The sequence below is a fragment of the Spirillospora sp. CA-294931 genome, from assembly GCF_050946795.1.
Taxonomy (GTDB): domain Bacteria; phylum Actinomycetota; class Actinomycetes; order Streptosporangiales; family Streptosporangiaceae; genus Spirillospora.
In genome coordinates, this window is sequence record NZ_CP192006.1 from 8152521 (window position 1) to 8178480 (window position 25960).

Below are 25960 nucleotides of genomic sequence, written 5' to 3' on the forward strand. Positions count from 1 at the left end.
AAGGCCTGTTCCACTCCTGCCGTTCCCTTCCACCGCGCGCCGAATTCGCCACCCTACCGACGACGAGTGACGCAAACCCGGAATTTTCTCCCGAAACGACGGAGCCCCGGGCCACCCGGCCCGGGGCTGCCGCGAAACCCGCTCGATCAGATGAGGCCGAGACCGCGGACGGCCTCGCGCTCCTCGGTCAGCTCGGCCACGGAGGCGTCGATCCGCGCCCGCGAGAAGTCGTCGATCTCCAGGCCCTGGACGATCGACCACTCGCCGCCCGCGGTGGTCACCGGGAAGGACGAGATCAGGCCCTCGGGCACCCCGTAGGAGCCGTCGGACACCACGGCCATCGACGTCCAGTCGCCCTCGGCCGTGCCGTTCACCCAGGTGTGGACGTGGTCGACGGCCGCGCTCGCCGCGCTGGCGGCACTGGACGCCCCCCGCGCCTCGATGATCGCGGCGCCGCGCTTGGCCACGGTCGGGATGAAGTCGTTCTCCAGCCACGTCTGGTCGTTGACCGTCTCGGCGGCGTTCTTGCCCGCGATCTCGGCGTGGAAGACGTCCGGGTACTGGGTGGCGGAGTGGTTGCCCCAGATCGTGAGCTTCTTGATGTCGCCGACCGACACGCCCGCCTTCTTGCTCAGCTGCGCGAGCGCGCGGTTGTGGTCGAGGCGCGTCATCGCGGTGAAGCGCTCGGCCGGGACGTCCGGCGCGTGCTGCTGGGCGATGAGCGCGTTGGTGTTGGCCGGGTTGCCGACCACCAGCACCTTGATGTCGTCGGCCGCGCCGGCGTTGATGGCCTCGCCCTGCGGCTTGAAGATGCCGCCGTTGGCCTCCAGCAGGTCACCGCGCTCCATGCCCTTGGTGCGCGGACGCGCGCCGACCAGCAGCGCGACGTTGGCGCCCTCGAACGCCTTGGTGGCGTCGTCGAAGATCTCGATGCCGTCCAGCAGCGGGAACGCGCAGTCGTCGAGCTCCATGGCGGTGCCCTCGGCGGCCTTCACCGCCTGCGGAATCTCCAGCAGGCGCAGGCGTACGGGCGTGTCCGCGCCCAGAAGCTGCCCGGAGGCGATGCGGAACAGCAGCGCGTAGCCGATCTGCCCTGCGGCGCCGGTGACGGTGACATGGACTGGGGTGCGAGTCATGGCCTTCTTCTCCTGCAGTGACGAACCCGACCACCTGAGAGAGAGCCACGCGGGGTTTCTCTCGTTGTCGAGATATTCCACGGGCCAGGCTATCGCGGGTGCCCCATGCCACAGCCCCCAGGTACACCGACCGCTAACGCAAAGGCCGCCCCGGCATCACCGGAGCGGCCTTCACTAGCCCCGCGTGCGCGGGGACCAAGGCAAACTGGACAATCAGCCCGAGGTCACGGCCGGGCCGCCCCCGCTGTCGCGGGGAGTACACAGTCCAATACTAGCCGTTAATCTTCTTCTGAAGGTTGGTGTCGAGAGCCTCCAGGAATTCCTGCGTGGTCAGCCACGGAGTGTCGCTGCCGACCAAGAGCGCCAGGTCCTTGGTCATCTGGCCGCCCTCGATGGTCTCGACGCAGACCTCTTCCAGGGAGCGGGCGAAATTAGCGACCTCGGGCTGGTTGTCGAGCTTGCCTCGGTGGGCGAGACCGCGGGTCCAGGCGAAGATGGACGCGATCGGGTTGGTCGAGGTGGGCTTGCCCTGCTGGTGCTGCCGGTAGTGGCGGGTCACCGTGCCGTGGGCGGCCTCGGCCTCGACGGTCTTGCCGTCCGGGGTCATCAGCACCGAGGTCATCAGGCCCAGCGAGCCGAAGCCCTGCGCCACGGTGTCGGACTGGACGTCGCCGTCGTAGTTCTTGCACGCCCAGACGTAACCGCCCTCCCACTTCATGGCCGCGGCGACCATGTCGTCGATCAGGCGGTGCTCGTAGGTCAGGCCCTTGGCCTCGAAGTCGGCCTTGAACTCGGCCTCGAAGATCTCGGCGAACACGTCCTTGAACATGCCGTCGTAGGCCTTGAGGATCGTGTTCTTGGTCGACATGTAGACCGGGTAGTCGCGGTCGAGGCCGTACCGGAAGGAGGCGCGCGCGAAGTCCTCGATGGACTTGCGGTAGTTGTACATCGCCATCGCGACGCCGCCGCCCTCGGGGTACTGGGCGACCTCGAACTCCATCGGCTCGCTGCCGTCCTGCGGCGTGAAGGTCACCGTGAGGGTGCCGGGGCCGGGCACCTTGAAGTCGGTGGCCTTGTACTGGTCGCCGTGGGCGTGACGGCCGATGATGATCGGCTTGGTCCAGCCCGGGACCAGGCGGGGGATGTTGGAGGCGATGATCGGCTCGCGGAAGACCACGCCGCCGAGGATGTTGCGGATCGTTCCATTGGGGGAACGCCACATCTTCTTCAGGCCGAATTCTTCGACGCGCGCCTCGTCGGGGGTGATGGTGGCGCACTTGACGCCGACGCCGTACTGCTTGATGGCGTTGGCGGCGTCGACCGTGACCTGGTCGTCGGTGGCGTCGCGGTACTCGATCCCGAGGTCGTAGTACTTCAGGTCGACATCGAGGTAGGGCAGGATCAGCTGGTCCTTGATGAATTTCCAGATGATCCGCGTCATTTCGTCGCCGTCGAGTTCGACGACCGGGCCCGCTACTTTGATCTTGGGCATGCTGTTGCTGTCCCTTTCCTACACCGGCCAGCAGTCCTTGTAAGGCTCAACTGCGAAGGCTATCCGAGACCACCAAGAGGTCTAGACCGGGGCCGGACCCCGGTCTTCGTCCTCCTGTACGCCCCTGATCAGGGCCCCTGGCCACAATGATCGATCATTGAACAGGACGGTATCAGCGTGGGCCCTCGGCCGGGCGCCTGGCATGGCTTCCCCGCCTTCCGAAGATCAGGAACCTCAGGAAACGGACCACGCCGACGGCCCCGATGACCACGCCGGAGGCCGCGGCGGCCGCCATTCCGGTGCGGTTCTCGGGGGGAACGCTGAGTGCGACGAACGCGACCGCCTCGCCGAGGATCACCAGCGTCCAGCAGTCGATGGACCGGCTGCGGACGGCCAGCAGGCCGAGCTGGGATTCGGGGAGCAGCATCCGGGCCAGCGCGCCGAAAAGCAGCGCGGCCGCGATCAGCACCGAGCCCTTGCGGAAGTAGGCCATCGCGCACAGCACGAGCCCGGCCCCGACCCCGGACAGGACGATCAGGTACGGAAGCCGGCCGAGCCAATGGGGCGTGGCGCCTCTCCCCTTGGGGGCCTTGCGCCGCCGCCGACTCAGCTCAGTGCTCATCGCCTCGCCCAGGGTCCACGATCCGTTCGGATCTCCCACGGTAGCGCCAAATCGCGATCGTCCCGACATCCCCGCGAGGGCCGTGGGTCGCGATATCTGACGGCTCGCGCGTGTTCGCGACGGGATTTTTCCCCCGCCTGACCGTCACCGGCCGCAAGCCGTTCACGCCAAATCCGTAACGGGTGGGGTTGCAGAGGGCTCGATGGACGCGAAATGCCTTATGGCATCGGTCCTACTCACCGGTAGGAGGGTGTGGCGACCACTCGGCCGGGTAACCCGGCAGACAGGGGTCGCTAACTAGCTGGGAGGACTGCCGTGGAGGGGCCGTTCATGCGGATCGAGGACAGCGGGCTGGTGATGCCGCTGCGCCCCGACGTGACAACGGTCGGCCGAGGGAGAGGAGTCGACATCCGCCTCGACGACCCGAGTGTGTCCCGATTGCACGCGGAGATCGTTCGCCGCGGCCCGTACGTCTACGTCGTCGACATGGGGCTGTCCCGCAACGGGACGCGTGTCAACGGACGCCCGATCGCCCGCCGGGTGCTGGAGGACGGTGACGTCGTGAGCTTCGGCACGGCGCGCTGCCGGATGGGAGGGATCCCCCGAGAGGACGTCGACCCGGACGTCGAACTGCGCAGGGCCGTCGCGCCCGAGCTCACCCGCCGCGAGGTCGACGTCCTGACCTCGCTGTGCCGCCCCGCCCTGTCGGACGAGGCGTTCGTCGCACCGGCCACCGCGCGGGAGATCGCCGGTGACCTGGTCGTGACCGAGGCCGCGGTGAAGCAGCATCTGCTGCGGCTCTACCAGAAGTTCCGCATTCCCGAGGGCGCCAACCGGCGCACCCGGTTGGCCAACGAGGTCATCGCGATGGGCCTTGTCCGGCCGCTTCCGCCGGTGCACGTCCCCCAGCAGAACCGGGCGCCCATGGACGCTCGGGGGCCGGGAGACGTCCGCCGTCCGGGACCGCCCGGCGCCAACCACTCCACGGGACACGTGACCGGACCGGGGAGGGCACCGAGCGCGGCGGGACGCCGGGCGAGCTGAGATGACCTCGCGGCCGTCCTCCACGCAGGGAACGAGGACGGCCGCGAGGCCCTGGAACGAGACAGCGGGACGAGGGTCAGCCGAGGGCGTGCTCGGCGGACTCGACGACGTTGGCCAGCAGCATCGCCCGCGTCATGGGGCCGACGCCCCCCGGGTTGGGCGCCACCCAACCGGCGACCTCGCGGACGTCGGCGGCGACGTCTCCGGCGAGCTTGCCGTCGACGCGTGAGACGCCGACGTCCAGCACGGCCGCGCCCGGCTTGACCATGTCGCCGGTGATCAGACCGGGGACTCCGGCCGCGGCGACGACGATGTCGGCCTTGCGGGTGTGCTCGGCCAGGTCGCGGGTCGCGGTGTGGCAGAGCGTCACGGTCGCGTTCTCGCTGCGGCGGGTCAGCAGCAGCCCGAGCGAGCGGCCCACGGTGATGCCGCGCCCGACGACGGTCACCTCGGCGCCGCGCAGCGGGACGTCGAAGCGGCGCAGCAGCTCGACGATGCCCTTGGGGGTGCAGGGCAGCGGGCCCGGCTGCATGAGGACCAGGCGGCCGAGGTTGATCGGGTGCAGGCCGTCGGCGTCCTTGGCGGGGTCGATGCGTTCGAGCACGCGCTGCTCGTCCAGGCCCTTGGGCAGCGGCAGCTGGACGATGTAGCCGGTGCAGGCCGGGTCGTCGTTGAGCTCGGCCACGGCGCGCTCGACGTCGTCCTGGGTGGCGGTGGCGGGGAGGTCGCGGCGGATGCTCTCGATGCCGACCTCGGCGCAGTCGCGGTGCTTCATGCCGACGTAGGCGTGGCTGCCGGGGTCGTCGCCCACCAGCACGGTGCCGAGGCCGACGGTGACGCCGCGCTCGCGCAGCGCCTCGACCCGGCCCTTGAGATCCGCCCGGATCTCGGCGGCGGTGGCCTTGCCGTCAAGGATCTGTGCCGTCATATGTGTCCTCCGCGCTGTGTCGCCTGGGACCCGTCCACCCAGGCGCGCGGTGCACGGACTGTGGTTCGCTCCCCGGTGGTCGAATCCACCTTCACCGCGCCAGTCGCGTCCCGACCATCGTAGTGCGTGGGATCAGAGGCTTCGCAGCGCGTCGAGGCGGGGGCGGCGGCTCTCGGGGCCGTCCATGCTGTCGCCGCGGGCGTCGCCGAGCTGGTCGCGGACGAACTCCTCGGTGCGGGCGACCGCCTCGTCGAAGGCGTCGTCGCGCGGGACGAGGGAGGCCGCGACGATCTTCTGCGCCTCGGGGTCGTAGTCCCAGAGGCCGACCATGCGGCCCCGGTCGACGATGAGCTGGGCGGGCGGCTCCTTGACCTCGCCGAGCCGCTTGCCGGACAGGGCGCGCGGCAGTTCGCGGGCGGCGTCGGCCGGGTCGAGGACGGTGGGCAGGTCGCGGCGGAGCAGGGTGACGCCGTCGATCCAGCCGAGCAGCGAGTAGGCGGGCTCGGCCGGCGGGACGAAGTCCTTGTACGCGGCCGCGTCGCCGGGCAGGGCCAGCAGGTCGCCGTCGCCGTCCAGCGGGACCAGGCCGAGGGGTTCGATCGCGGCCTTGGCGTCCTTGGCGGTGAAGGCGGAGAACCAGCGGAAGTGCTTGAGGGCGGCGCCGCCGGTCCACGTCCAGTAACGGTGGGCGAGGGCCGCGCGGGCCTCTTCGGCGGTCGGCGCGGCGGGCGGCGTCCAGGGGACGTAGCCGAAGCGCTGCTGGTCGAACCGGCCGCTGGGCGGCACGCGGCGGATCTCGCCGGTGGCCTGGAGCAGGCCCAGCGCGACGGGGAGCGTGGTGGTCAGGCCCTTCTTCTTTCCGGCCTCGCCGAGGTTGCGCACGGAGTCGCCGAGGACGTTCTTGAGCTCGCGCGGGTCGAGCGGGGCGCCGGCCTTGTCGAGCGCGGTCAGTACGTCCCCGGCCAGCCGGTCGATCTCCGCGCGCGGCACGCCGAGCTTCTCGCAGAGCGCCACGTCGGCGAGGGGTCCCTTCTCCCCGATTTTCAGCCCGATGGCGTAGTCGTCGGCGGGCAGCACGTACATGCAGCCGCGTGCGGAGGGCAGCTCGTGGATCTCCAGGGCCGCCATCGCGGCGTCGGCCCGCTCGCGGGGCGTCCGGGCGCGCCCGAACAGCTGGAGGTAGGGGTTGACGCCGCCGACGGACCGCGCCCAGCCCGTCCGGGCGAGCACCTCGGCGGGCGCCGTGCCGTGGAGAGCGCCGTCCAGACCCTGCTTGTGTGCCCACCAGGCACGCACCTTGACGATGTCCATGGTCACCAGTGTGACCCAGCCGCCAAGTGGCCTGTGGGAATCCGCTTACATTGGCCCTTAACGCAAGGCCACTTGCCGCCTAGCGTGATCGTCATGTCCGACGCATGGTTCGAAAGACCCGTCCTGACCGGCCGATACGTCCGGCTCGCACCGCTCGCCCTCGACCACGCGGAGGGCCTGTTCGCGGCGGGCAAGGACCCCGGAGTCTGGACGTGGCTGGGGGACGCGCAACCCGCGGACGTCGAGGGAACGCGCGCGATCATCCGGGAGGCGCTCGACCGCTGCGAGGAGCGTGCCCGCCTCCCCTGGGTCCAGATCGAGCGCTCGACCGGGGAGGTCGCCGGGACGACCTCGTTCTACGAGATCGAGCCCTTCCACCGCCGCCTGTGCATCGGCTACACGTGGCTGGGGGCGCGCTGGCACCGCACCGGGATCAACACCGAGGCCAAGCTCCTGCTGCTCGGACGCGCCTTCGACGAGCTGGGCGCCTGCCGCGTCGGCTGGCACACCGACGCCCTGAACGAGCGCTCGCGCGCCGCCATCCAGCGTCTCGGGGCGTCGTTCGAGGGCGTCCACCGCAAGCACCGGCTCCGCCCGGACGGCACGATGCGCGACACCGCCACCTACGCGATGATCGACACCGAGTGGCCCGCCGCCCGCGACGCCCTCGGGGGGCGGCTGCGCTGAGCGCTCAGTCCTCGTCGGTGCGCTCGCGCCAGGCGATCACACGGTCGGTTCCGTGCCATCCCAGCCGGGCGGCGATCATCGCCGCCAGCGCGGCGGCGACCAGGCCCACCACCTGGCGCAGCTCGGTCACCAGAGCGGTCGTCTGCACCACGTTCCCCAGGAACAGGGCGATCAAGGCTTCCATCAGAACTCCATCGGCAGGGGGGTAACGCCAGGTCAAAGGCGGTCAAGGTGCAGGCAATGCCGCCGAGGGTACCAAGCGGGAGTACCACATCGACCCGGACCCGGGTGGCGCGTTCGTGCCACCCGGGTTGACGCTCCCCGCCGTGGATCAGTGGAAGAAGTGGCGGACGCCGGTGAAGTAGAGCGTGATGCCCGCCTTCTCGGCGGCCTCGATGACCTGGTCGTCGTTCTTGGACCCGCCGGGCTCGACGACCGCGCGGACGCCGGCCTGGGTCAGGACCTCCAGGCCGTCGGGGAACGGGAAGAAGGCGTCGGAGGCGCCGACGGACGCGGCGGCGCGGTCGTCGCCCGCGCGGGCGACGGCCAGGCGGGCCGAGTCGACCCGGTTGACCTGGCCCATGCCGACGCCGACGGTGGCGCCGTCGGCGGCGAGCAGGATCGCGTTGGACTTGACCGACCGGCACGCCTTCCAGGCGAAGGCCAGGTCGCGCAGGGTGGCCTCGTCGGCGGCCGCGCCGGTCTTCAGCTCCCAGCCGGACGGGTCGTCGCCCGCGTCGTCCACCCGGTCGACGGTCTGGAGCAGGACGCCGCCGTCGATCCGGCGGAACTCGGTCGGGTTCGCCGGGGCCTGCGGGCAGCGCAGCAGGCGGATGTTCTTCTTCTGGGTGAGGATCGTCAGGGCCTCGTCGTCGAAGCCCGGGGCGACCAGGACCTCGGTGAAGACCTCGGCGACCTGGCGCGCCATGTCGGCGGTGACCGGGCGGTTCACCGCGATCACACCGCCGAAGGCCGACAGCGGGTCGGTGGCGTGGGCCTTGCGGTGGGCCTCGGCCACGTCGGCGCCGATCGCCAGGCCGCACGGGTTGGCGTGCTTGATGATCGCGACGGCGGGCTCGGCGAAGTCGCCCGCGGCCCGGCGGGCCGCGTCGGCGTCAACGTAGTTGTTGTAGGACATCTCCTTGCCGTGCAGTTGCTCGGCACCGGCCAGGCCGCCGCCCGCGCCGTCGGTGTAGAGCGCGGCGCGCTGGTGCGGGTTCTCGCCGTACCGCAGGACGTTCGCGCGCTCCCAGGTGGCGCCGAGGAAGTCGGGCCAGCTGGTCTCCTCGGCCGTGGCGTCGGGGGCGTGGACGTCGGCGAACCAGGAGGCCACGGCCACGTCGTAGGCGGCGGTGTGCGCGAACGCCAGCGCGGCCAGGCGCCGGCGCTCGTCCAGCGTGAAGCCGCCCGCCTTCGCCGCCGTGAGGACCGCGCCGTAGGACGACGGGTCGACCACGACCGCGACGCTGGCGTGGTTCTTGGCGGCGGCGCGGACCATGGTCGGGCCGCCGATGTCGATCTGCTCGACGCACTCGTCCGGCTGGGCGCCGGAGGCGACGGTGTCGGCGAACGGGTACAGGTTCACCACCGCCAGGTCGAACGGCTCGACGTCGAGGTCGTCGAGCTGCTGGCGGTGGTCGTCCTTGCGGCGGTCGGCCAGCAGGCCCGCGTGCACCTTGGGGTGCAGGGTCTTGACCCGTCCGTCCAGGCATTCGGGGAACCCGGTGAGTTTCTCCACCTTCATCACCGGCACCCCGGCGGCCGCGATGCGCGCCGCGGTGGAGCCGGTGGAGACGATCTCGACCCCCTCGGCGTGCAGGCCCCGGGCCAGGTCTTCCAGCCCCGTCTTGTCATAAACGCTGATCAGCGCGCGCCTAATCGCGACCCGACTCACCGGCCGAGCTCCCCTCGTCGTCTGTGGTGCAGGTGCTGCACTTCATGGAAACCCGCCTGCCCCGCTGCGTCCATCCGTCGCGGGCCAGCCGCCCGACGACGTCGACCATGAGGCGGCGTTCGACCTGCTTGATGCGTTCGTGCAAGGAGCCTTCGTCGTCGTGCCAGCTCACCTGGACGGTCTCCTGGGCGATGACGGGCCCGGTGTCCACGCCTTCGTCGACGAAGTGAACCGTACAGCCCGTGACCTTCACTCCGTAGGCCAGGGCGTCGCGCACCGCGTGCGCGCCGGGGAAGGCCGGGAGCAGGGCGGGATGCGTGTTGATCGTCCGGCCGCCGAACCGCTCCAGGAAACGGGGTCCGAGGATCTTCATGAACCCGGCCGAGACGACCAGGTCGGGCTCGTGCCCGGCGACCGCCTCGGTGAGCGCCGCGTCCCAGCCGTCGCGGTCGGCGAAGTCGGGGACGCGGACGGTGAACGTGGGAAGCCCGGCGCGTTCGGCCCGCTCAAGCCCGGCGGTGCCGGCGCGGTCCGCCCCCACGGCCACGACGCGGGCCCCGTAGGCTGGATCTGCGCACGCGTCAAGCAGCGCCTGTAGGTTGGTCCCCGCGCCGGAGACGAGGACGACAAGCCGGGCGGACACCATGGCTCCCTGGTGGACGAGGGGCTGCGATCGGGCGGACCCGGTCGGGCCGGCCGAGGCAAAGCCTATCGGCCCCGCTCGGACGCACCGGAATCGACACCACACGGCAGTGGCCAGGAGGAAAGCACGTGAGCGAGCAGCCGGGGCAGGGCGATGGCATCGACACACCGCCCCGCGACCACCGACCGTCCCCGATGGGACGGCCCCCGGTCGGCAGTCCGGCCTACCAGGCGGGCCGCCGGGCCATGTGGCTCGGCGGCGGCGCACTGGTCATCTCCCTGTTCTTCTTCCCGATCGGAGCGGTCCTGGGCATCGCGGCCGTGGTCGTCGGCGTCAAGGCCCGGCGCCTGGCGCGCGCTGAACGGGTCACGACCGCGCAGGGGGTCGTCCCCGGCATCGTGATGGGCGCGATCGGCCTGTGCGTCTGCGCCATGAGCCTGGCCTTCGCCGCGTTCATGTGGCCGCAGGTGAGCAGCTACCAGGAGTGCCTGGGCGGCGCGAACACGCACACCGACAAGAAGGCGTGCAAGGACGAGTACAAGAAGGACCTGCAGAACAAGGAGAAGAAGTACAACCTGCCGAAGGACAGCCTCAGCCGCTACAGCGACCTGTTCTGACGGCTCAGTCCTTCGGAGGCTCTTCCCTGAGGACGTAGATGGCGCCGCCCCGGTTCTCGGTCCGTTCGGGGTCTTCGCGCGGCGGTGGGACGGGGGCGGGCTCAGCCTCCGGCTCGGCGCGGGCCTCGATCTCAGGCTCGGGTTCGGGCTCGGGCTCGGGCTCGGCCGGGAGCTCGGGCAGCGGCTCCTCGACCCGGGCCCGGCGCGGCTTGCGGGGGGCGAGCACGGGCTCGGCCTCCTCGAACTCCAGCGCGTCCGGCACGTAGGGCGAGACCTTCTTCCTCGGCTCCACCGGCGGCGCCGGGACGGGAGGCGTCTCGACCGCGGCCTCGCGCTTCCTCTTGGCCTTGGGCTTGGCCGGACGGCGCAGGAACGCCCAGTTGGCGATCCAGGCCGCGATGGCGGCCGAGATGCCGACCTCCAGGGCCGCCAGCAGCCCGACCTGCCAGGCCGAGGGCCCCATCGTGGCCATCCGCCCGTCCCCCAGGGGCCCGCCCGACAGCGCCGCGAGCAGGGCGGCCGCGGCGCCGGTGAGCGCTCCCGACACGAACCCCCACATCGGCGCGGCCTCGTACACCGGGCTGGGCATGGCGCGGATGGTGAGCACGCCGCCCACCGCCCCCGCCACGAACGGCGCCCCGAGCGCCACCAGCGAGACCACGGGCGCGGGGCCGGGCTCGGGCAGGGCGGCCAGCATGGGGAAGGTCGGGACGACGTCGAGAAAGACACCGGTCGGGGAGACGCTCGTCCCGGCACCCACCGAGAAGCCCGGCCCGATGGCGTAGGACATTCCCCAGATGATCGCGTTGGGCAGGAACGCCAGCTCGATGACCAGCAGCAGGACGCCGCCCACGATGCCCGGGGCGAGCATCTCGTAGAGCCGGTTCGCCTCCGACATGTGCAGCGCCAGCGACCCCGCGACCAGCAGCGCACCCGACCCCAGCAGCACGGCCAGCGACCCCGCGACCCCGATCACCAGTGATCTGGGACGGTCGGGCAGCAGCTTGAGCAGCGCGCCCAGCCCCGAGCGCACACGCCGTCCACGGGAGGCCACCAGCGCCCGGGCGGCGCCCAGCCCACCGGCGATCAGCCCGACCAGGAAGCAGGCGATCAGCGCCTGCCAGGCCGACGGCTTCACCACCGGAGAGGTGGCCGCCAGCGCCAGCAGCCCGGCCAGCAACGCGTAGGGAGCGGCCAGCGCGAGGGCGACGTGCACCACCCCGATCCGCGCCTTGCCGGGAACCCCGGCGGCCCGGATCATCCATCCCCCGCTGCGATACAGCAGCGCACCGGGAAGGATCATCACGCCCAGGGGCAGCAGCCCGACCCGTCCGTGCCCGGCCGAGAACCCCGCGTGGTGCGACACGAGCCAGAAGTTCACCGCCGTCCGGAAAACGCCCGGCAGCCCCGGACCCAACGCCGTGCGCGGCGCCGCGATCCACCCGATCAGCGTCACGGTCACCAGCACCGCGAGCCCGATGCCGACGCACCAGAGCGCCCCCACCAGCCCCGTGACGAACAACGGCCGAGGCGGCCCTCCGGCCCCGGCCGGAGCCTTCGCCTCCTCCGCCCGTTCCGCGATCACTCGCTGCCCAGCGCTCTCGTCACCCACCCCCACATGCTGACACCCCCACCAACCCCCGCCCCGCCCCTGGCCCGGCGTGTCGCCTTTGTCATCCCTCCGGAACTACGGGAGGGACGCCCCGTGCCGCCCGCAGGCCGTCGAGGACGATGCCGAGGTTGCGGCGCCATTGGTCGGGTTCGGCGGTGAGGCCGATGGTGTGGTCGGCGGGGATCGCCGTCGCCAGCGCGAACGGGACGTCGCGCCAGTCCACGTCGTCGCGGACGGCCCCGGCCGCCTGGGCGTGGTGGACCAGGCGGCCGACCTCCTGGCGCAGCGCGTCGACATGGCGGCCGAGATCCAGCTCGCCGGAGCCGGACAGCGCCGCGTGCAGGCCGCAGCTGGAGGCGCGGAGCTGGACGAACGCCTCGGCGAAGTCCACGAACGCCCGCCAGGGGTCGTCGGCCTCGCGCGCTCGGACGGCCAGCTCGGTCATCTGGTCGATGGTGTCGATGAGGATCGCGGCCAGCAGGGCGTCGAGCGAGGGGATGCGGCGGTACAGCGTGCCGAGTCCGACGCCCGCGCGCCGCGCGATGTCGCGCGTGGTCACGTCGATTCCGTCTTCGTCCAGGGCCGCCCGGGCGGCGGCCACCAGCCGTTCGACGTTGCGTCGCGCGTCGGCCCGGAGCCGGGTGCCGCCGGGCGTGAGCAAGGCGTTGACTGCGGTCACAGCCGAAGCCTAGCCAAAACGGGTCACCATGTTCCAGTTATGCTACGTTGAATCAAAACGGAACAAGCTGACCCGTTTAGGAGGGCCGATGGGACGTCAGATCGGGGTCGGGATCCTCGGGGCCAACCCGGATCGAGGCTGGGCCGCACGTGCGCACATACCCGCCATCAACGCCTCGTCCCAGTTCGCGCTCGCGGCGGTCGCGACCACCCGCACCGAAAGCGCCCGCGCCGCGCGCGACCGGTTCGGCGCGGAGCACGCGTTCACCGACGCCGCCGACCTGGCACGGCATCCCGGCGTGGACCTCGTCGTGGTCACCGTGAAAGTGCCCGCCCACGTCGAACTCGTCACGGCCGCGCTGGACGCGGGCAAGCACGTGTACTGCGAGTGGCCGCTGACCCGCACCGCCGCCGAGGCCGCCGCGCTCCGCGCCGCCGCCGAGAAAGCGGGCGTCCACGCCGCCGTCGGCCTCCAGGCCCGCTTCGCCCCGGCCGTCGCCCGGGCTCGCCGGATGATCGCCGAGGGTGCGCTCGGAACGGTCCTGTCGGCGACGCTCTCCAGCTCGCGCAGCAAGGGCAGCACCCGCGACGTCCCCGCCTGGACGGCCTACACCTACGACGCGGACGCCGGTGCCGGCCTCGTGGAGGTTCTCGGCGGCCATGCCCTCGATCTCGTGCAGCACCTGCTCGGGCCCGTCCGCGAGCTCACCGCGCGCACCGCCCTCCGGAGTCCGGACCACACCGTCGCCGAGACCGGTGAGGCGATTCCGGTGTCCAGTCCCGATCACCTGCTGGTCGCGGCCGAACTGGAGGACGGCGCGGTCGTGTCGATCCACGTGCATGACGGCGAGGTCGCTCAGCCGCGCACCAGGCTTGAGATCGCCGGTACGTCGGGAAACCTCGCGCTGGTGTCCGCGCCCGAGACCAGCCCCTGGGCGGCGCAGCTCCAGATCGGGCGGCTGGAACTGCATCGATCCGGTCCCGGCGAGGCGATGTGGCGACGCGTGCCGCTGGACGACGACGCCGCGTCCGGACTGCCGGCCGAGGCCGCCAACGTCGCGCGCCTGTATGAGGGGCTGGCCGCGGACCTGAGTGACCACCGCGAGCGCGTCCCGAACTTCCAGACCGCGCAGGCCCTGCACGCGCTGATCGAACGCATCCCGCACCGTCGCCGATAAACGAAGAACGCCCGGGCCAGGCCCGGGCGTTCTTCAGGAGTCCTCGTCAGAGGTTCTTCATGATCTCGCGCATGAGGACGGCGGTCTCGCTGGGGGTCTTGCCCACGCGGACGCCGACCTTCTCCAGGGCTTCCTTCTTGGCCTGGGCGGTGCCCGCCGAGCCGGAGACGATGGCGCCGGCGTGGCCCATGGTCTTGCCCTCGGGGGCGGTGAAGCCCGCGACATAGCCGACGACAGGCTTGGTCACGTTCTCCTCGATGTAGGCCGCGGCGCGCTCTTCGGCGTCGCCGCCGATCTCGCCGATCATCACGATCGCGGCGGTCTCGGGGTCTTCCTGGAAGGCCCTGAGCGCGTCGATGTGGGTGGTGCCGATGATCGGGTCGCCGCCGATGCCGACGCAGGTGGAGAAGCCGATGTCGCGCAGCTCGTACATCATCTGGTAGGTCAGCGTGCCCGACTTGGACACCAGGCCGATGCGGCCGGGCGTGGTGATGTCGGCCGGGATGATGCCCGCGTTGGACTTGCCGGGGGACGCGATGCCGGGGCAGTTCGGCCCGATGATGCGGGTCTTGTTGCCCTTGTCGCTCGCGTACGCCCAGAAGTAGGCGGTGTCGTGCACCGGGACGCCCTCGGTGATGACCACGCACAGCGCAATCCCGGCGTCCACGGCCTCGACGACGGCGTCCTTGGTGAACTTCGGCGGGACGAACGCGACGGAGACGTCGGCGCCCGTCTCGGCCATGGCCTCGGCCACGGTGCCGAACACCGGCAGGGACTTGCCTTCGAGGTCGACGCTCTGCCCGGCCTTACGGGCGTTCACGCCGCCGACGACGTCGGCGCCGGAGGCGAGCATGCGGCGGGAGTGCTTCATGCCCTCCGAGCCGGTCATGCCCTGGACGATGATCTTGCTGTTCTCGGTGAGCCAGATGGCCATGGTCATGCACCTGCCGCTGCGAGTTCGGCGGCGCGCTTGGCCGCGTCGTCCATCGTGTCGACCTGCTCGACGCCCGACAGCCCGGCGTCCTGCAGGATCTTGCGTCCGAGCTCGGCGTTGTTGCCGTCCAGCCGGACGACCAGCGGCCGGTTGACGGTCTCGCCGCGCTCGCCGAGCAGCTTGTAGGCCGCGACGATGCCGTTGGCGACCGCGTCGCAGGCGGTGATGCCGCCGAAGACGTTGACGAACACCGACTTCACGTCGGCGTCCGACAGCACGATCTCCAGGCTGTCGGCCATGACCTCGGCCGAGGCGCCGCCGCCGATGTCGAGGAAGTTGGCGGGCTTCTGGCCGCCGAACTGCTCGCCGGCGTAGGAGACCACGTCGAGGGTGGACATGACCAGGCCCGCGCCGTTGCCGATGATGCCGACGCTGCCGTCGAGCTTGACGTAGTTGAGGTCCTTGGCCTTGGCCGCGGCCTCCAGCGGGTCGGCGGCGGCCTTGTCCTCGAGCTTGTCGTGCTCCTGGCGGAACGCGGCGTTGTCGTCGAGGGAGACCTTGCCGTCCAGCGCCACGACCTTGCCGTCGGCGGTGAGGATCAGCGGGTTCACCTCCACGAGCGTCGCGTCCTCGTCGGTGAAGGCGGCCCAGAGGCGCTCGATCAGCTCGGCGGCGCCGTCCAGCGCCTCCTCCGGCAGCCGGCCCTGCTCGGCGATGTCGCGGGCCCTGGCCCGGTCGACGCCGTCCAGGGGCGAGATCGGCAGCAGGGCGAGCCGGTCGTGCGGCACGTCCTCGATCTCCACTCCGCCTTCGACGGAGCAGATGGTGAGGAAGGTCCGGTTGGCGCGGTCGAGCAGGAAGGAGAAGTAGTACTCCTGCGCGATCGCGCTGCCCTGCTCGACCAGGACCTTGTGGACCGTGTGGCCCTTGATGTCCATGCCGAGGATCTGGCCGGCGAGGGTTTCGGCCTCGGCGGCGTCGTCGGCGAGCTTCACGCCTCCGGCCTTGCCGCGGCCCCCGGTCTTCACCTGGGCCTTCACGACGACCTTCGAGCTTCCCGCGGCGAAGAGTTCCTCCGCGATGGCCCGTGCTTCCTGGGGAGTATGGGCGACCTTGCCGGTGGGCACCGGTACCCCGTACTCGGCGAAGAGGTCCTTCGCCTGATGTTCGAACAGGTCCACGAGGCGTCCTTATTACGGATTGACAGCCAACGACCACTCGAGTGGGGGCACACGGTTCACTCGCGCCGCCTGCACCCGGAGGTCCGCTCCGTCGAAGCAGCCTAGTCAATCAGCCGTCATGGTCATGCGGCCGGGTCCTCGACAGTCCGTCTTCTCCGTTCTTCGCCGGGTCCCGCCGCGGGTAGTGGTCCGAGTATGACGCCTGCGGATGAGGCGGCTTTCGGACTTGGGGAGGACGAACGCACACCGCGACCTTTGATGTACTTATCTCCCGCCTTGCGTGGACGTGGGGTGACGAGGGGGAGATTCACCGGTGAGCGATGATCTCGGGAGGCGGCGCCGGGGCAGGCGCACGGGCGTGCGGCGGGTGCGCCGTGTCGCCGCGATGGTGCTGGCCGCCTCGCTGGTCGCCACCTGCGGCGCCACCATCCCGAACCGGCGCGGGCCCGGCTGGGGAAGCCCCGGCATGGTCGGCGGCGGCGGCTGGCCGTTCGCCGGGGTGCCGCTCCCGCCCTCGGAGGCGGCGGGTGCCGCCTATCTGCCCGACAGCTCGGTGGTACGGCTGGCCGACGGCCGGGTGCGGCTGATCCCGTTCGGCTCCGACAGCCCGATCACGGTGGCCGCGTCGGACGCGCGTGTCGCCGCCGCCGTCCGCTCGGACGCGGCCTGGCTGGCGCGGGGCACCGTCCCCGGGCCTGGCGCCCCCGATCTGGTCGTCCGGTCCACCGCGGGCGGCAGCCGGGCGGGCGTCCCGAGCGAGTACCGGACGATGGCCGCGCGCGCCCTGCTCGACCTGCGGCTCCTCACCCGTCCGAACGGGGCGTCGCTGGCGTCCTGGTACGGCGCGTGGCGGTACTCGTGGCCGCGCGACTCGGCCTTCAGCGCCGCCGCGTTCGCGGTGACCGGCCACGGGCCCGAGGCGCGGCGGGTGCTGCGGTTCCTGGCCCGCGTCCAGAACGAGAACGGCATGTGGGCGGCGCGGTACCACCCCGACGGCTCGGCCGTCGCCGACGGGCGTCCGGCCCAGCTCGACTCGCTCGGGTGGGTGCTGTGGGCGAGCTGGTTCTTCCACACCCGAGACCGCGCGGCCGCCGCCGAGCTGCCCGAGCTGTGGCCGATGGTGGTGCGCGCCGCCGACCGCCTGGCGAACTCGCTGGACGAGGACGGCCTGCCGCCGCCCTCCCCCGACTACTGGGAGCGCAAGCCGGCCACCGAGCAGGACCCCAAGCGTCCGACGCTCGGCGTGGTCGCCCCGGCGCTGGCGGGCCTGCGGTCGGCCGGGGCGCTGGCCCGCGACCTGGGGCGGCCGGTCGAGGCGGCCCGCTGGCAGGTGGCCGAGCACCGCCTGGCCGAGGCGGTGGCCCGCCACTACGCGCCGCACGGCTATCCGCGCTCGCCGATCCGGGGCGGCCGCATGGACACCTCCGTGGCGTTCCTCGCGCCACCGTTCGGGCCGTTCGACCCAGGTGTGAACGCCGCGATGCTGAACGCGGCGCAACGGCAGACGCTGCCTAACGGGGGCGTCCTTCCCGGGGAGAAATGGTCGGGCGACCCCAAGGTCGCGTGGACGCCGGAGATGGCGAGCTTCGCCCTGGCCTCGGCGTGCTCGGGCAACACCGACGACGCGGTGCGGCGGCTCGACTGGCTGGCCGGGCATCGCACGTCGCTGGGCGTGCTGCCCGAGAAGATCGACGCCAAGGGCCGTCCCGCCGGGGTCGCGCCGCTCGGCTGGACGGCCGCGCTGGTCGTGCTGAGCCTGGCGGCGATGGAGAAGCCCCTGCCGGTGCCGATGCCGTCCTGAGCCGAGCGGCGGTTAGAGGAACTGCTCGTAGCCGAGCTTGACGACCAGGGCCGCCACCACGCAGAGCAGCACCACGCGGACGAACCCGGCGCCGCGGTTGATGGCCATGCGGGCGCCGAGCTGCGCCCCGACGATGTTGGCCACGGCCATGGAGAGTCCGATCGCCCACAGGACCTGGCCTTGGGCGGCGAACACCACCAGCGCGCCGAGGTTGGTGGCGGTGTTGATGATCTTCGCGTTGGCCGAGGCGTTGACGAAGTCGCTGCCGAGCAGGGTGGTGAAGGCGACCACCAGGAACGTTCCCGTCCCGGGTCCGACCATGCCGTCATAGAAGGCGATCACCGTGCCGGGGATGAGGACCGCGGCGGCGAGACGGCGGCGCGTGCGCAGGACCAGCTTGGGGACGCGTCCCAGGTCCGGCTTGAGCACCACGAGCGCCGCGACCGACAGCAGCACCACCATGATCAGCGGCTTGAGCACCTGGGAGGAGATCGCGGCGGCGGCGAGCGCTCCGAACGCCGAGCAGACCACGGCCGCCCCGGCGGCGGGGAGGGCGACGTGGAGGTCGGGCTTGGCCTTGCGGAGGTAGGCGACGGCGGCCGACGAGGTCCCGGCGATCGAGCCCAGCTTGTTGGTGGCCAGGGCGGTGGCGACGGGCTGCCCGGGGACCAGGAGCATCAGGGCGGGGAGCTGGATCAGCCCTCCCCCGCCGACCACCGCGTCGACCCAGCCCGCCGCGACGGCGGCCGCCAGCAACAGGAGCACATGCTCGACCTGCACGAAGACTCCCGTCGGGGGGTAAGGAGTAAAAATAGAACAACCATGACTCTACCCGACGGCGATCATGCCGGGGACAGGCCGAACGCCCTTGAACCTTCTGAACGGGTTAGCCCGGAACTCCCGGACGTCAGATAACTGGGGCCGCACCGAAACTTGTTCACCCGTGCACGCCCGCAAACAGTACATATATGCCTGTTGTGGTGCTTATTGGGACGCTGGACACCAAGGGCCTCGAGTACGGATGGTTGCGCGATCGCCTCGAAGCCCGGGGGGTGGACGTCGTCCTGGTCGACACTGGAACGCTCGACGCTCCCCGGGTGCGGCCCGACGTCCCGCGCGAGGAGGTCGCGCGGGCCGCCGGAACCGACCTGACCACGCTGCGCGCCCACAACGACCGGGGCGTCGCGGTGACGACGATGGCGCGCGGCGCCGCCGAGGTCGTCGGCCGCCTCTACCAGGAGGGACGCCTGCACGGCGTGCTCTCGGTGGGCGGCAGCGGGAACTCGGCGATCTCCACCAGCGCGATGCGCGCGCTCCCGGTCGGGGTGCCCAAGCTGATGGTCTCCAGCATGGCCTCGGGCGACGTGTCGCCCTACATCGGCGGAGCCGATCTGACCCTGATGTACAGCGTGGTCGACATCGCGGGCATCAACCGGATCTCCTCGCCCGTCCTGGCCAACGCCGCCGATGCGATCGCCGGGATGGCCGCCGGGCACGCCGCCCGCCGGACCGCTCCCGGGGGCGACCGACCGATCATCGGCGCCACGATGGCCGGGGTCACCACCCCGGGTGTGGACGCCGCCAGGGAGCTGCTCGGCATCCTCGGCTACGAGGTGCTGGTCTTCCACGCCAGCGGCTCGGGCGGACGGTCGCTGGAGGCGATGGCCGGGACCACGCTCACCGCCGTCCTGGACGCCACGTTGCTCGAACTGTCGACCGCCCTGCTCGGCGGTGTCGGCGGGGCGGGGCCCGACCGGCTGGAGGCGGCGGGCCGCGCCGGGATTCCCCAGGTCGTGAGCGTCGGCGGCCTCGACATGGCCAAGTTCGGCCCGGACGTGCCCGAGCGGCTCAGGCACCGCCAGGTCCATGTCCACAACCCGTCGGTGACCGTGGTGCGCACCACGCCCGCCGAATGCGCCGTCCTGGGACGGCAGGTCGCCGCCAAGCTCCGCGCCGCGACGGGCCCGACGGCCGTCTATCTGCCGCTGCGCGGCCTGTCGACCCTCGGAGCACCCGGTGGGCCCTACCACGACCCGTCGGCCGACAGCGCGCTGTTCACCGCCGTGCGCGACGGCCTGGCGGGCTCGGCCGTGCGGGTGCACGAGCTCGACACCCACGCCAACGACCCGGTCTTCGGCCGCACCATGGCCGACGGCCTGCACGACCTCGTGACCGGCGCCGCGATCGTCCGGGCCGCCTCCTGACCGGCGTCAGTCGCGGACCAGGGCCCAGACCTGGACGTCGCGTGGGGCGCCGTCCATGAGGAAGGCCTTGCGGAGCGTGCCCTCGTGGGTCATGCCCAGCCGCTTGGCGGCGGCGATGCTGGCGGCGTTCTCGGGGTCGCAGCTCCAGCACACGCGGTTCATGCCGCGCACGTCCATGGCCCACGCGGCCATGTGCTGGACGGCGCGGGTGATCAGGCCGCGCCCCCGGGCGTCCCGGGAGAGCCAGACCCCGACCTCGCAGCTGCCGAGCTTGGGCTCGAAGAAGCGGAACAGCGCGCCGCCCTCCAGCCTGCCCCCGACCCAGATGCCGTAGATACGGCCGTCGTCGGCCGCCTGGCGGTCGGCGTACCGCTGGAGGAACTCGCGCGCGGTCTCGACGTCGACGACCACGCCGGCCCAGCCGATCCACGGCAGGACATCGTCCCTGACCCGGTCGACGTGCGCGGCGAACTCCTCGGCCTGCCACGGCTCCAGGGGGCGCAGCTCGGCGTCGTCGGCGAGCGGGTGAGCGAACATGGGGGTCCTCCTGCGTGCGTACCGAACGTTTGTTACGTACTCTAGCGGCATCATCCGCATCGAAGGGAACACCGATGCCCGCACGTGGAGACCACGACGCCCGGCGCCGTGACGTGTCCGAGGCCGTCTGGCGCGTCCTGGCCGAGCGCGGCTTCGCCGGGCTGACGCTGCGCGCGGTGGCGTCGGAGATGGGCGCCTCGACGGGCCTGCTCACGCACTACTTCCCGAACAAGGACGCCCTGGTCACCTACGCGCTCGACCTGGCGGACCAGCGGACGCTCGACCGCGAGCGCCGCACCGCCCCCGCGCCCGGGATGGCGGCGCTGCGGGCGGCGCTGCTGGACGTCCTGCCGCTCGACGCCGAATCTGCGGCCATGAACCGCATCTGGGTGGGCTCCTGGAACCGCTCGCTGAGCGACGCCGCGCTCGGCGCCCGCGAGGCCCGCAGGTACGAGGCCTGGCGCGAGCGCCTGCGGCCGCACCTGGCCGACGCCCGCGACCGGGGCGAGCTCCCGCCGTCCACCGACGTGGACGACGCCGTCGCCACGGTCGCCTCGTTCACGCACGGGCTGGTCGTCCAGGCCCTGTTCGACCCGGCGCATTTCCCGCCGGAACGCCAGGCCGCCCTCCTGGACGGCTTCCTGCGCTCCTACTCGACCACGTAGACCCGTCCGGTGTGGCGGCCCTCGACCGAGCGCAGGTAGGCGCGGGCGGCCTCGGCCACCGGGACGGGCTTCCAGCCGACGAAGAGGTCCCCGTAGGCGTCCATCGACTCGGTGAACACCGTCGGGCTGACCACGTTGATCCGCCGGTGGTCCGGCAGCTCGATCGCGGCGGCGCGGACGAACGCCTCGACGGCGCCGTTGGCGAGCGCGGCGACCGTCCCGGTGAACAGCTGGTCGCGGGCCAGCACGCCGGTGACCAGCGTGAACGAGCCTCCCGGCGCGACGTGGGCCAGGCCCTCGCGGACGAGGTCGACCTGGCTGAGCGCCTTGCCCCGCAGCCCGGCCAGGACGTCCTCGTGGCCCAGCTCGCCGAACGGCTTCCAGGGCACCCAGCCGGCGGCGTTGGCGACCGCGTCGACCGAGCCCACCCGCTCGTACATCGCCCGGATGGAGCCGGGATCGGTGATGTCGACCGCGAGGTCGGCGTCCTTGCGGGCGGCGGTGACGATGTCGTGGCCGCGCCCGTCCAGCATGGAGTGCACGGCGCGGCCGAGCGTGCCGGTCGCTCCGATCAGCAGAATCCTCATGGACCGGAGCATCACCGATTCCCGTTGCTGAAGTCCAGCTACCTAATCTTCACAATGTATTAAGTTGGTCTAATGCTCGATGTGAAGCGGCTCGTCCTGCTGCGCGACCTGGCCGAATACGGCACGGTCACGGCGGTGGCGGAGATCCACCGGGTCACGCCGTCGGCGGTGTCCCAGCAGCTGCGCGCCCTGGAGACCGAGGCCGCCGCGACCCTCCTGCACCGCGACGGGCGCAACGTCCGGCTCACCGCCGCGGGCCACGCCCTGGTCGCGGGCAGCGAGGAGGTGCTCGCCGCCCTGGAGCGCGCCCACAGCACCGTCCGGGCGCTGGACGACGAGGTCGGCGGCGAGCTGCGCGTCGGCTGCTTCCCCAGCGGCCTGGCCCCGGTGGCCGCCCCGCTCGTGGCCGCCCTGACCGGACGGCATCCCCGGCTCCGGCCGCAGATCGTCGAGGCCGAGCCCGAGGAGGCCCTCCCGCTCCTCAAACGGCGCGACCTCGACCTCGCGCTGCACTACCGCTACCCGCACCTGGGCACCCCCTTGCCCGAGGGCCTGACCACCGAGCCCCTGTTCGACGACCCGCTCCTGCTGGCCGTCCCCGAACGCCTCCGCGATGCCGCCGAGGACGAGGGCCTGACCGCGCTCCGGCGCGAACCGTGGATCTCCACCCCCGCCCCGAGCGCCTGCCGCGACGTCATGACGCACGCCTGCCACGGCGCCGGATTCGCGCCCAAGATCGAACACGACTACGGCGACCTGCGCTCGTCCCTCGCCCTGGTGGCCACCGGCCTGGCCGTGACGATCCTGCCCGGGCTCCTGGCGACCGCGCCGCCCGAAGGCGTCGCGCTCATCCCCCTCCCCGGCAAGAAGCGCACCGTCGAAGCGGTGATCCGGGCCGGTTCGGAACGGCATCCGTCGATCGCCGCGGCACTGGCCGCTCTCGCCCGAAGTTAAATTGGTGGGATCGCCGGGGCGAAGGGAATTCATGGACACCGAGCGTCAGGGAACCTCCCCTGAAGACGACCACGACGGACCGCGGCACGCGGCCGGGTGGCGGCGGCGGCGAACCCGCAAACGCAGGCCGTTCTGGAAGGAACTCCCGGTACTTCTCGGGCTCTCCATCGTGCTGGCCCTGCTCATCAAGGTGTTCGTCGTCCAGGCGTTCTACATCCCCTCGGAGTCGATGCAGGACACGCTCCGGGTGGGCGACCGGCTGCTGGTCAACAAGGTCGTCTACCGGACGCGCGACGTCCGCCGGGGCGAGGTCGTGGTCTTCAAGGGCCCCGACTCGTGGAACCCCGAAGTGACCTACGACGAGCCGTCCAACCCCGTCTCCCGCGCGCTGCGCGCCGTCGGCGGCTGGTTCGGCGTCGCGCCCGGCGAGAAGGACTACATCAAGCGCGTCATCGGCGTCGGCGGAGACCGCGTCCGATGCGCGGGCAAGGGCGCCCCGGTCACCGTCAACGGCAGGCCGCTGAAGGAGGACGCCTACCTCGCGCCGGGCAGCGAACCGTCCGAGAGCGAGTTCGACATCACCGTCCCCAAGGGACGCCTGTGGGTCATGGGCGACAACCGGGGCAGCTCCAGCGACTCGCGCGCCCACCAGGCCGAGGGCGACGGCACCATCCCCGAGGACGCCGTGATCGGCCGGGCCTTCGCCGTCATCTGGCCCTTCGGCCACTGGACCGGCCTCCCCGTCCCCGAAACCTTCGACCAGCCCGGCCTCGCGGCCCTGGCCCTCCTGCCCTTCTGGCCCCGCCGCCGCGGCAAGGACGAGTGAACGCCCGGCCACCCGATTCCAGGTGGCGCCTTGGCGGGGGTTAGAGCTTTTCCAGGGCGGCGTAGCGGAGGACCAGCTGGCGGACGCCGTAGTCGGCGCCGAAGTCGACGCTGACGGTCGCCTTCTCGGGGTCGGGAGCGCTCACCGTGATGACGGTGCCCAGGCCGAAGGAGTCGTGGGTGACCTTGTCGCCCGGGGAGAGGGACGGCAGGGCCCGGCCGGACGAGCGGGACGGTGTGCGGGTGGCTCCATGGGAGAGGCGGGCCGAGGAGCTCGATCCGCCCTCCCACTCGACCAGGCGGTCGGGGATCTCGCCGAGGAAGCGGGACTGCGGGTTGACCTGGGGGGCGCCGCCCCAGGCGCTGCGCATGGTGGCGCGGCTGAGGAACAGGCGCTGCCGGGCCCGGGTGATGCCGACGTAGGCCAGGCGCCGTTCCTCTTCGAGTTCTTTGGGGTTGCTCATGGCGCGCAGGTGCGGGAAGACGCCGTCTTCCATGCCGGTGAGGAACACGACCGGGAATTCCAGACCCTTGGCGGTGTGCAGGGTCATCAGGGTCACCACGCCCTGGTCGGTCTCCTCGGGCTGCTCGCCCGGCGGGACGGGGTTGCCCTTGGCGCCGCCGGGGATGGAGTCGGCGTCGGCGACCAGCGCGACCTGTTCGAGGAACTCGACCAGGCGGCCCTGGGCCGGCTCGCCCTCCAGGCGCTCTTCGAACTCGCGGGCGACGGCCTCGAACTCCCGGAGGTTCTCGACGCGGGTCTCGTCCTGCGGGTCCTTGGACGCCTGGAGCTCGGCCAGGTAGCCGCTCTTGACCAGGATCTGCTCGACCAGCTCGGCGGGGGTCGCGGTCTCGACCGCGGCGCCGAGCTCGTCGAGCAGGGCGACGAATTCGCGGACGGCGTTGATGGACCGGGTGGCCATGCCGGGGACGTCTTCGGGGGTGCGCAGGGCCTGCCAGAAGCTGATGCGCTCGCGGGACGCGTACGCCTCGACGCACGCCTCGGCACGGTCGCCGATGCCGCGCTTGGGGACGTTGAGGATGCGGCGCAGCGAGACGGTGTCTTCGGGGTTGCCCAGGACGCGCAGGTACGCGAGCAGGTCGCGGACCTCCTTGCGCTCGTAGAACCGGACGCCGCCGACGACCTTGTAGGGCAGCCCGACCCGGATGAAGACCTCTTCGAACACGCGCGACTGCGCGTTGGTGCGGTAGAAGACCGCGACGTCGCCGGGACGGGCGTCGCCCGCGTCGGTGAGCTTGTCGACGGTGGCGGCGACGAACGAGGCCTCGTAGTGCTCGTTGTCGGCCACGAAGCCGGCGATCTTGTGGCCCTCGCCCTGGTCGGACCAGAGCTTCTTGGGCTTGCGGTCGGCGTTGCGCTCGATGACCGCGTTGGCCGCCGAAAGGATCGTCTGGGTGGAGCGGTAGTTCTGCTCCAGCAGGATCGTGGTGGCGTCGGGGTAGTCGCGCTCGAACTCCAGGATGTTGCGGATCGTCGCGCCCCGGAACGCGTAGATCGACTGGTCGGCGTCGCCGACCACGCACAGCTCGGCGGCGCCGACGCCCTCCACGGGCGCGGTCAGTTCGCGGACGAGTTCGTACTGGGCGTGGTTGGTGTCCTGGTACTCGTCGACCATGACGTGCCTGAAGCGGCGCCGGTAGTGCTCGGCGGCCTCGGGGAAGACCTGGAGCAGGTTGACCGTCAGCATGATGAGGTCGTCGAAGTCCATCGCGCCGGCCTGCATGAGCCGGGCCTGGTACATCTCGTACGCCTCGGCCAGCGTCTGCTCCAGGTGGGACGACGCGCGCGCCTTGAACGTCTCGTAGTCGATCAGCTCGTTCTTCAGGTTGGAGACCTGGGCGCTGAACGACTTGGGCGGGTAGCGCTTGGGGTCGAGGTCGAGCTCGCGGCAGACCAGCGCCATCAGGCGCTGCGCGTCGGCCTGGTCGTAGATCGAGAAGCTCGACGGGAAGCCCAGCCGCTTGGCCTCGCGGCGCAGGATGCGCACGCACGCCGAGTGGAACGTCATCACCCACATGGCCCGCGAGCGGTTGCCGACCAGCGCGTCGACCCGCTCCTTCATCTCCGCGGCGGCCTTGTTGGTGAACGTGATCGCCAGGATCTGGCCCGGGTGGACGTCGCGCTCGCCGAGCAGATGGGCGATGCGGTGCGTGAGCACGCGGGTCTTGCCCGAGCCGGCGCCAGCGACGATCAGCAGGGGGCCCCCGGAGTGCACGACGGCGGCGCGCTGCTGCGGGTTGAGGCCATCGAGCAAGGGGTTCTCTTCGGTCTTCGACATCACGTGCGAGTCTACGGCCAGGCACCGACGAAATCGCTCCGCTCCGGCATGGACGGCACGGCCCATGGTCACCGTCCGGATGCGGACAAAGCCCGACAGTGCCCCGCTTACCGGGTTGACGCGCTTCCCT

General features: G+C 71.6%; 25 protein-coding genes and 1 riboswitch. Of the genes, 9 read left to right on the forward strand and 16 right to left on the reverse strand.

Going from position 1 to position 25960, the window contains the following annotated elements; all coding sequences use genetic code 11:
* Positions 1-146: 146 nt before the first annotated feature.
* From ACQPY4_RS36790 to ACQPY4_RS36800, 3 genes are all read right to left on the reverse strand, one after another.
* Entirely contained in the window at positions 147-1136 is a 990-nt protein-coding gene (locus ACQPY4_RS36790; protein WP_433329109.1) for a malate dehydrogenase, read from the reverse strand.
* A gap of 271 nt (positions 1137-1407) precedes the next feature.
* The gene (locus ACQPY4_RS36795; RefSeq protein ID WP_433329111.1) at positions 1408-2628 is read right to left on the reverse strand and encodes an NADP-dependent isocitrate dehydrogenase; all 1221 of its coding nucleotides are present in this window, start codon (positions 2626-2628) and stop codon (positions 1408-1410) included.
* Between the two features lie 172 nt (positions 2629-2800).
* Positions 2801-3250, reverse strand: coding sequence for a DUF3017 domain-containing protein (locus tag ACQPY4_RS36800; protein ID WP_433329113.1), 450 nt, complete (start codon positions 3248-3250; stop codon positions 2801-2803).
* 315 nt (positions 3251-3565) lie between these two features.
* Between ACQPY4_RS36800 and ACQPY4_RS36805 the strand changes: the two genes are divergently transcribed.
* Positions 3566-4294 carry an FHA domain-containing protein gene (locus ACQPY4_RS36805; protein ID WP_433329115.1) on the forward strand — a complete coding sequence of 243 codons (729 nt, stop codon included), beginning with the start codon at positions 3566-3568 and terminating at the stop codon, positions 4292-4294.
* Positions 4295-4370: 76 nt separating this feature from the next.
* Here ACQPY4_RS36805 and ACQPY4_RS36810 read toward each other — a convergent pair whose 3' ends face one another.
* Together ACQPY4_RS36810 and ACQPY4_RS36815 are read right to left on the reverse strand one after the other, a co-directional pair.
* A complete protein-coding gene (locus tag ACQPY4_RS36810) occupies positions 4371-5222 on the reverse strand; it encodes a bifunctional methylenetetrahydrofolate dehydrogenase/methenyltetrahydrofolate cyclohydrolase (RefSeq protein WP_433329117.1) in 852 nt (283 codons plus the stop codon).
* A gap of 29 nt (positions 5223-5251) precedes the next feature.
* Positions 5252-5339: riboswitch (ZMP/ZTP riboswitch) on the reverse strand.
* Positions 5340-5354: 15 nt separating this feature from the next.
* A complete protein-coding gene (locus ACQPY4_RS36815) occupies positions 5355-6533 on the reverse strand; it encodes a DNA glycosylase AlkZ-like family protein (RefSeq protein WP_433329119.1) in 1179 nt (392 codons plus the stop codon).
* 93 nt (positions 6534-6626) lie between these two features.
* On the opposite strand from ACQPY4_RS36815, the gene ACQPY4_RS36820 reads away from it, so the two are divergent.
* Positions 6627-7220, forward strand: a complete 594-nt coding sequence (locus tag ACQPY4_RS36820; RefSeq protein ID WP_433329121.1) for a GNAT family N-acetyltransferase — start codon at positions 6627-6629, stop codon at positions 7218-7220.
* Between the two features lie 4 nt (positions 7221-7224).
* On the opposite strand, the gene ACQPY4_RS36825 is transcribed toward ACQPY4_RS36820, so the two are convergent.
* The 3 genes from ACQPY4_RS36825 to purN form a co-directional block, all read right to left on the reverse strand.
* Positions 7225-7404, reverse strand: coding sequence for a hypothetical protein (locus ACQPY4_RS36825; protein ID WP_433329123.1), 180 nt, complete (start codon positions 7402-7404; stop codon positions 7225-7227).
* A gap of 147 nt (positions 7405-7551) precedes the next feature.
* A complete protein-coding gene (purH, locus tag ACQPY4_RS36830) occupies positions 7552-9114 on the reverse strand; it encodes a bifunctional phosphoribosylaminoimidazolecarboxamide formyltransferase/IMP cyclohydrolase (RefSeq protein WP_433329125.1) in 1563 nt (520 codons plus the stop codon).
* Positions 9095-9760, reverse strand: coding sequence for a phosphoribosylglycinamide formyltransferase (gene purN / locus ACQPY4_RS36835; protein WP_433329127.1), 666 nt, complete (start codon positions 9758-9760; stop codon positions 9095-9097). Before purN ends, purH begins: the two co-directional genes overlap by 20 nt.
* A 125-nt stretch (positions 9761-9885) precedes the next feature.
* On the opposite strand from purN, the gene ACQPY4_RS36840 reads away from it, so the two are divergent.
* The gene (locus ACQPY4_RS36840) at positions 9886-10374 is read left to right on the forward strand and encodes a hypothetical protein (RefSeq protein WP_433329129.1); all 489 of its coding nucleotides are present in this window, start codon (positions 9886-9888) and stop codon (positions 10372-10374) included.
* A 4-nt stretch (positions 10375-10378) separates the two neighbouring features.
* Here the strand turns inward: ACQPY4_RS36840 and ACQPY4_RS36845 are convergent, their stop codons facing one another.
* Together ACQPY4_RS36845 and ACQPY4_RS36850 are read right to left on the reverse strand one after the other, a co-directional pair.
* On the reverse strand, positions 10379-11986 hold the full coding sequence (locus ACQPY4_RS36845; RefSeq protein ID WP_433329131.1) for a cell division protein PerM: 1608 nt from the start codon (positions 11984-11986) through the stop codon (positions 10379-10381).
* Between the two features lie 61 nt (positions 11987-12047).
* Positions 12048-12665 carry a TetR/AcrR family transcriptional regulator gene (locus tag ACQPY4_RS36850; protein WP_433329133.1) on the reverse strand — a complete coding sequence of 206 codons (618 nt, stop codon included), beginning with the start codon at positions 12663-12665 and terminating at the stop codon, positions 12048-12050.
* A gap of 88 nt (positions 12666-12753) precedes the next feature.
* Here ACQPY4_RS36850 and ACQPY4_RS36855 point away from each other — a divergent pair, with 88 nt between their 5' ends.
* On the forward strand, positions 12754-13842 hold the full coding sequence (locus tag ACQPY4_RS36855; protein WP_433329135.1) for a Gfo/Idh/MocA family protein: 1089 nt from the start codon (positions 12754-12756) through the stop codon (positions 13840-13842).
* Between the two features lie 46 nt (positions 13843-13888).
* Here ACQPY4_RS36855 and sucD read toward each other — a convergent pair whose 3' ends face one another.
* Entirely contained in the window at positions 13889-14776 is an 888-nt protein-coding gene (gene sucD / locus ACQPY4_RS36860; RefSeq protein WP_433329137.1) for a succinate--CoA ligase subunit alpha, read from the reverse strand.
* 2 nt (positions 14777-14778) lie between these two features.
* Positions 14779-15957 carry an ADP-forming succinate--CoA ligase subunit beta gene (gene sucC, locus ACQPY4_RS36865; RefSeq protein ID WP_433329139.1) on the reverse strand — a complete coding sequence of 393 codons (1179 nt, stop codon included), beginning with the start codon at positions 15955-15957 and terminating at the stop codon, positions 14779-14781.
* Positions 15958-16270: 313 nt separating this feature from the next.
* Here sucC and ACQPY4_RS36870 point away from each other — a divergent pair, with 313 nt between their 5' ends.
* Entirely contained in the window at positions 16271-17758 is a 1488-nt protein-coding gene (locus ACQPY4_RS36870; protein WP_433329141.1) for a glycoside hydrolase family 15, read from the forward strand.
* A gap of 12 nt (positions 17759-17770) precedes the next feature.
* On the opposite strand, the gene ACQPY4_RS36875 is transcribed toward ACQPY4_RS36870, so the two are convergent.
* Positions 17771-18538, reverse strand: a complete 768-nt coding sequence (locus ACQPY4_RS36875; RefSeq protein ID WP_433329143.1) for a sulfite exporter TauE/SafE family protein — start codon at positions 18536-18538, stop codon at positions 17771-17773.
* 188 nt (positions 18539-18726) lie between these two features.
* Here ACQPY4_RS36875 and ACQPY4_RS36880 point away from each other — a divergent pair, with 188 nt between their 5' ends.
* Positions 18727-19962 carry a Tm-1-like ATP-binding domain-containing protein gene (locus ACQPY4_RS36880; protein WP_433329145.1) on the forward strand — a complete coding sequence of 412 codons (1236 nt, stop codon included), beginning with the start codon at positions 18727-18729 and terminating at the stop codon, positions 19960-19962.
* A gap of 6 nt (positions 19963-19968) precedes the next feature.
* Here ACQPY4_RS36880 and ACQPY4_RS36885 read toward each other — a convergent pair whose 3' ends face one another.
* Positions 19969-20499: a GNAT family N-acetyltransferase gene (locus ACQPY4_RS36885; protein WP_433329147.1), complete on the reverse strand. Its 531-nt coding sequence runs from the start codon at positions 20497-20499 to the stop codon at positions 19969-19971.
* 74 nt (positions 20500-20573) lie between these two features.
* On the opposite strand from ACQPY4_RS36885, the gene ACQPY4_RS36890 reads away from it, so the two are divergent.
* On the forward strand, positions 20574-21164 hold the full coding sequence (locus ACQPY4_RS36890; protein ID WP_433329149.1) for a TetR/AcrR family transcriptional regulator: 591 nt from the start codon (positions 20574-20576) through the stop codon (positions 21162-21164).
* Here ACQPY4_RS36890 and ACQPY4_RS36895 read toward each other — a convergent pair.
* Positions 21149-21751, reverse strand: a complete 603-nt coding sequence (locus tag ACQPY4_RS36895; RefSeq protein ID WP_433329151.1) for a short chain dehydrogenase — start codon at positions 21749-21751, stop codon at positions 21149-21151. The two genes, ACQPY4_RS36890 and ACQPY4_RS36895, sit on opposite strands and share 16 nt — an antisense overlap.
* Before the next feature lie 72 nt (positions 21752-21823).
* On the opposite strand from ACQPY4_RS36895, the gene ACQPY4_RS36900 reads away from it, so the two are divergent.
* Together ACQPY4_RS36900 and lepB are read left to right on the forward strand one after the other, a co-directional pair.
* Positions 21824-22705, forward strand: coding sequence for a LysR family transcriptional regulator (locus tag ACQPY4_RS36900; RefSeq protein ID WP_433329153.1), 882 nt, complete (start codon positions 21824-21826; stop codon positions 22703-22705).
* A gap of 31 nt (positions 22706-22736) precedes the next feature.
* Entirely contained in the window at positions 22737-23531 is a 795-nt protein-coding gene (lepB, locus tag ACQPY4_RS36905; RefSeq protein ID WP_433329155.1) for a signal peptidase I, read from the forward strand.
* A gap of 40 nt (positions 23532-23571) precedes the next feature.
* Here lepB and pcrA read toward each other — a convergent pair whose 3' ends face one another.
* A complete protein-coding gene (gene pcrA, locus ACQPY4_RS36910) occupies positions 23572-25830 on the reverse strand; it encodes a DNA helicase PcrA (RefSeq protein WP_433329157.1) in 2259 nt (752 codons plus the stop codon).
* Positions 25831-25960: the final 130 nt, after the last annotated feature.

Coding starts and splice junctions, on each gene's coding strand:
- ACQPY4_RS36885 (WP_433329147.1), bottom strand. CDS start 20,499: ATGTTCGCTCACCCGCTCGCCGACGACGCCGAGCTGCGCCCCCTGGAG.
- ACQPY4_RS36790 (WP_433329109.1), bottom strand. CDS start 1,136: ATGACTCGCACCCCAGTCCATGTCACCGTCACCGGCGCCGCAGGGCAG.
- purN (WP_433329127.1), bottom strand. CDS start 9,760: ATGGTGTCCGCCCGGCTTGTCGTCCTCGTCTCCGGCGCGGGGACCAAC.
- ACQPY4_RS36900 (WP_433329153.1), top strand. CDS start 21,824: ATGCTCGATGTGAAGCGGCTCGTCCTGCTGCGCGACCTGGCCGAATAC.
- ACQPY4_RS36795 (WP_433329111.1), bottom strand. CDS start 2,628: ATGCCCAAGATCAAAGTAGCGGGCCCGGTCGTCGAACTCGACGGCGAC.
- ACQPY4_RS36880 (WP_433329145.1), top strand. CDS start 18,727: ATGCCTGTTGTGGTGCTTATTGGGACGCTGGACACCAAGGGCCTCGAG.
- ACQPY4_RS36855 (WP_433329135.1), top strand. CDS start 12,754: ATGGGACGTCAGATCGGGGTCGGGATCCTCGGGGCCAACCCGGATCGA.
- ACQPY4_RS36895 (WP_433329151.1), bottom strand. CDS start 21,751: ATGAGGATTCTGCTGATCGGAGCGACCGGCACGCTCGGCCGCGCCGTG.
- ACQPY4_RS36810 (WP_433329117.1), bottom strand. CDS start 5,222: ATGACGGCACAGATCCTTGACGGCAAGGCCACCGCCGCCGAGATCCGG.
- sucD (WP_433329137.1), bottom strand. CDS start 14,776: ATGGCCATCTGGCTCACCGAGAACAGCAAGATCATCGTCCAGGGCATG.
- lepB (WP_433329155.1), top strand. CDS start 22,737: ATGGACACCGAGCGTCAGGGAACCTCCCCTGAAGACGACCACGACGGA.
- ACQPY4_RS36800 (WP_433329113.1), bottom strand. CDS start 3,250: ATGAGCACTGAGCTGAGTCGGCGGCGGCGCAAGGCCCCCAAGGGGAGA.
- ACQPY4_RS36820 (WP_433329121.1), top strand. CDS start 6,627: ATGTCCGACGCATGGTTCGAAAGACCCGTCCTGACCGGCCGATACGTC.
- ACQPY4_RS36825 (WP_433329123.1), bottom strand. CDS start 7,404: ATGGAAGCCTTGATCGCCCTGTTCCTGGGGAACGTGGTGCAGACGACC.
- ACQPY4_RS36890 (WP_433329149.1), top strand. CDS start 20,574: ATGCCCGCACGTGGAGACCACGACGCCCGGCGCCGTGACGTGTCCGAG.
- pcrA (WP_433329157.1), bottom strand. CDS start 25,830: ATGTCGAAGACCGAAGAGAACCCCTTGCTCGATGGCCTCAACCCGCAG.
- ACQPY4_RS36815 (WP_433329119.1), bottom strand. CDS start 6,533: ATGGACATCGTCAAGGTGCGTGCCTGGTGGGCACACAAGCAGGGTCTG.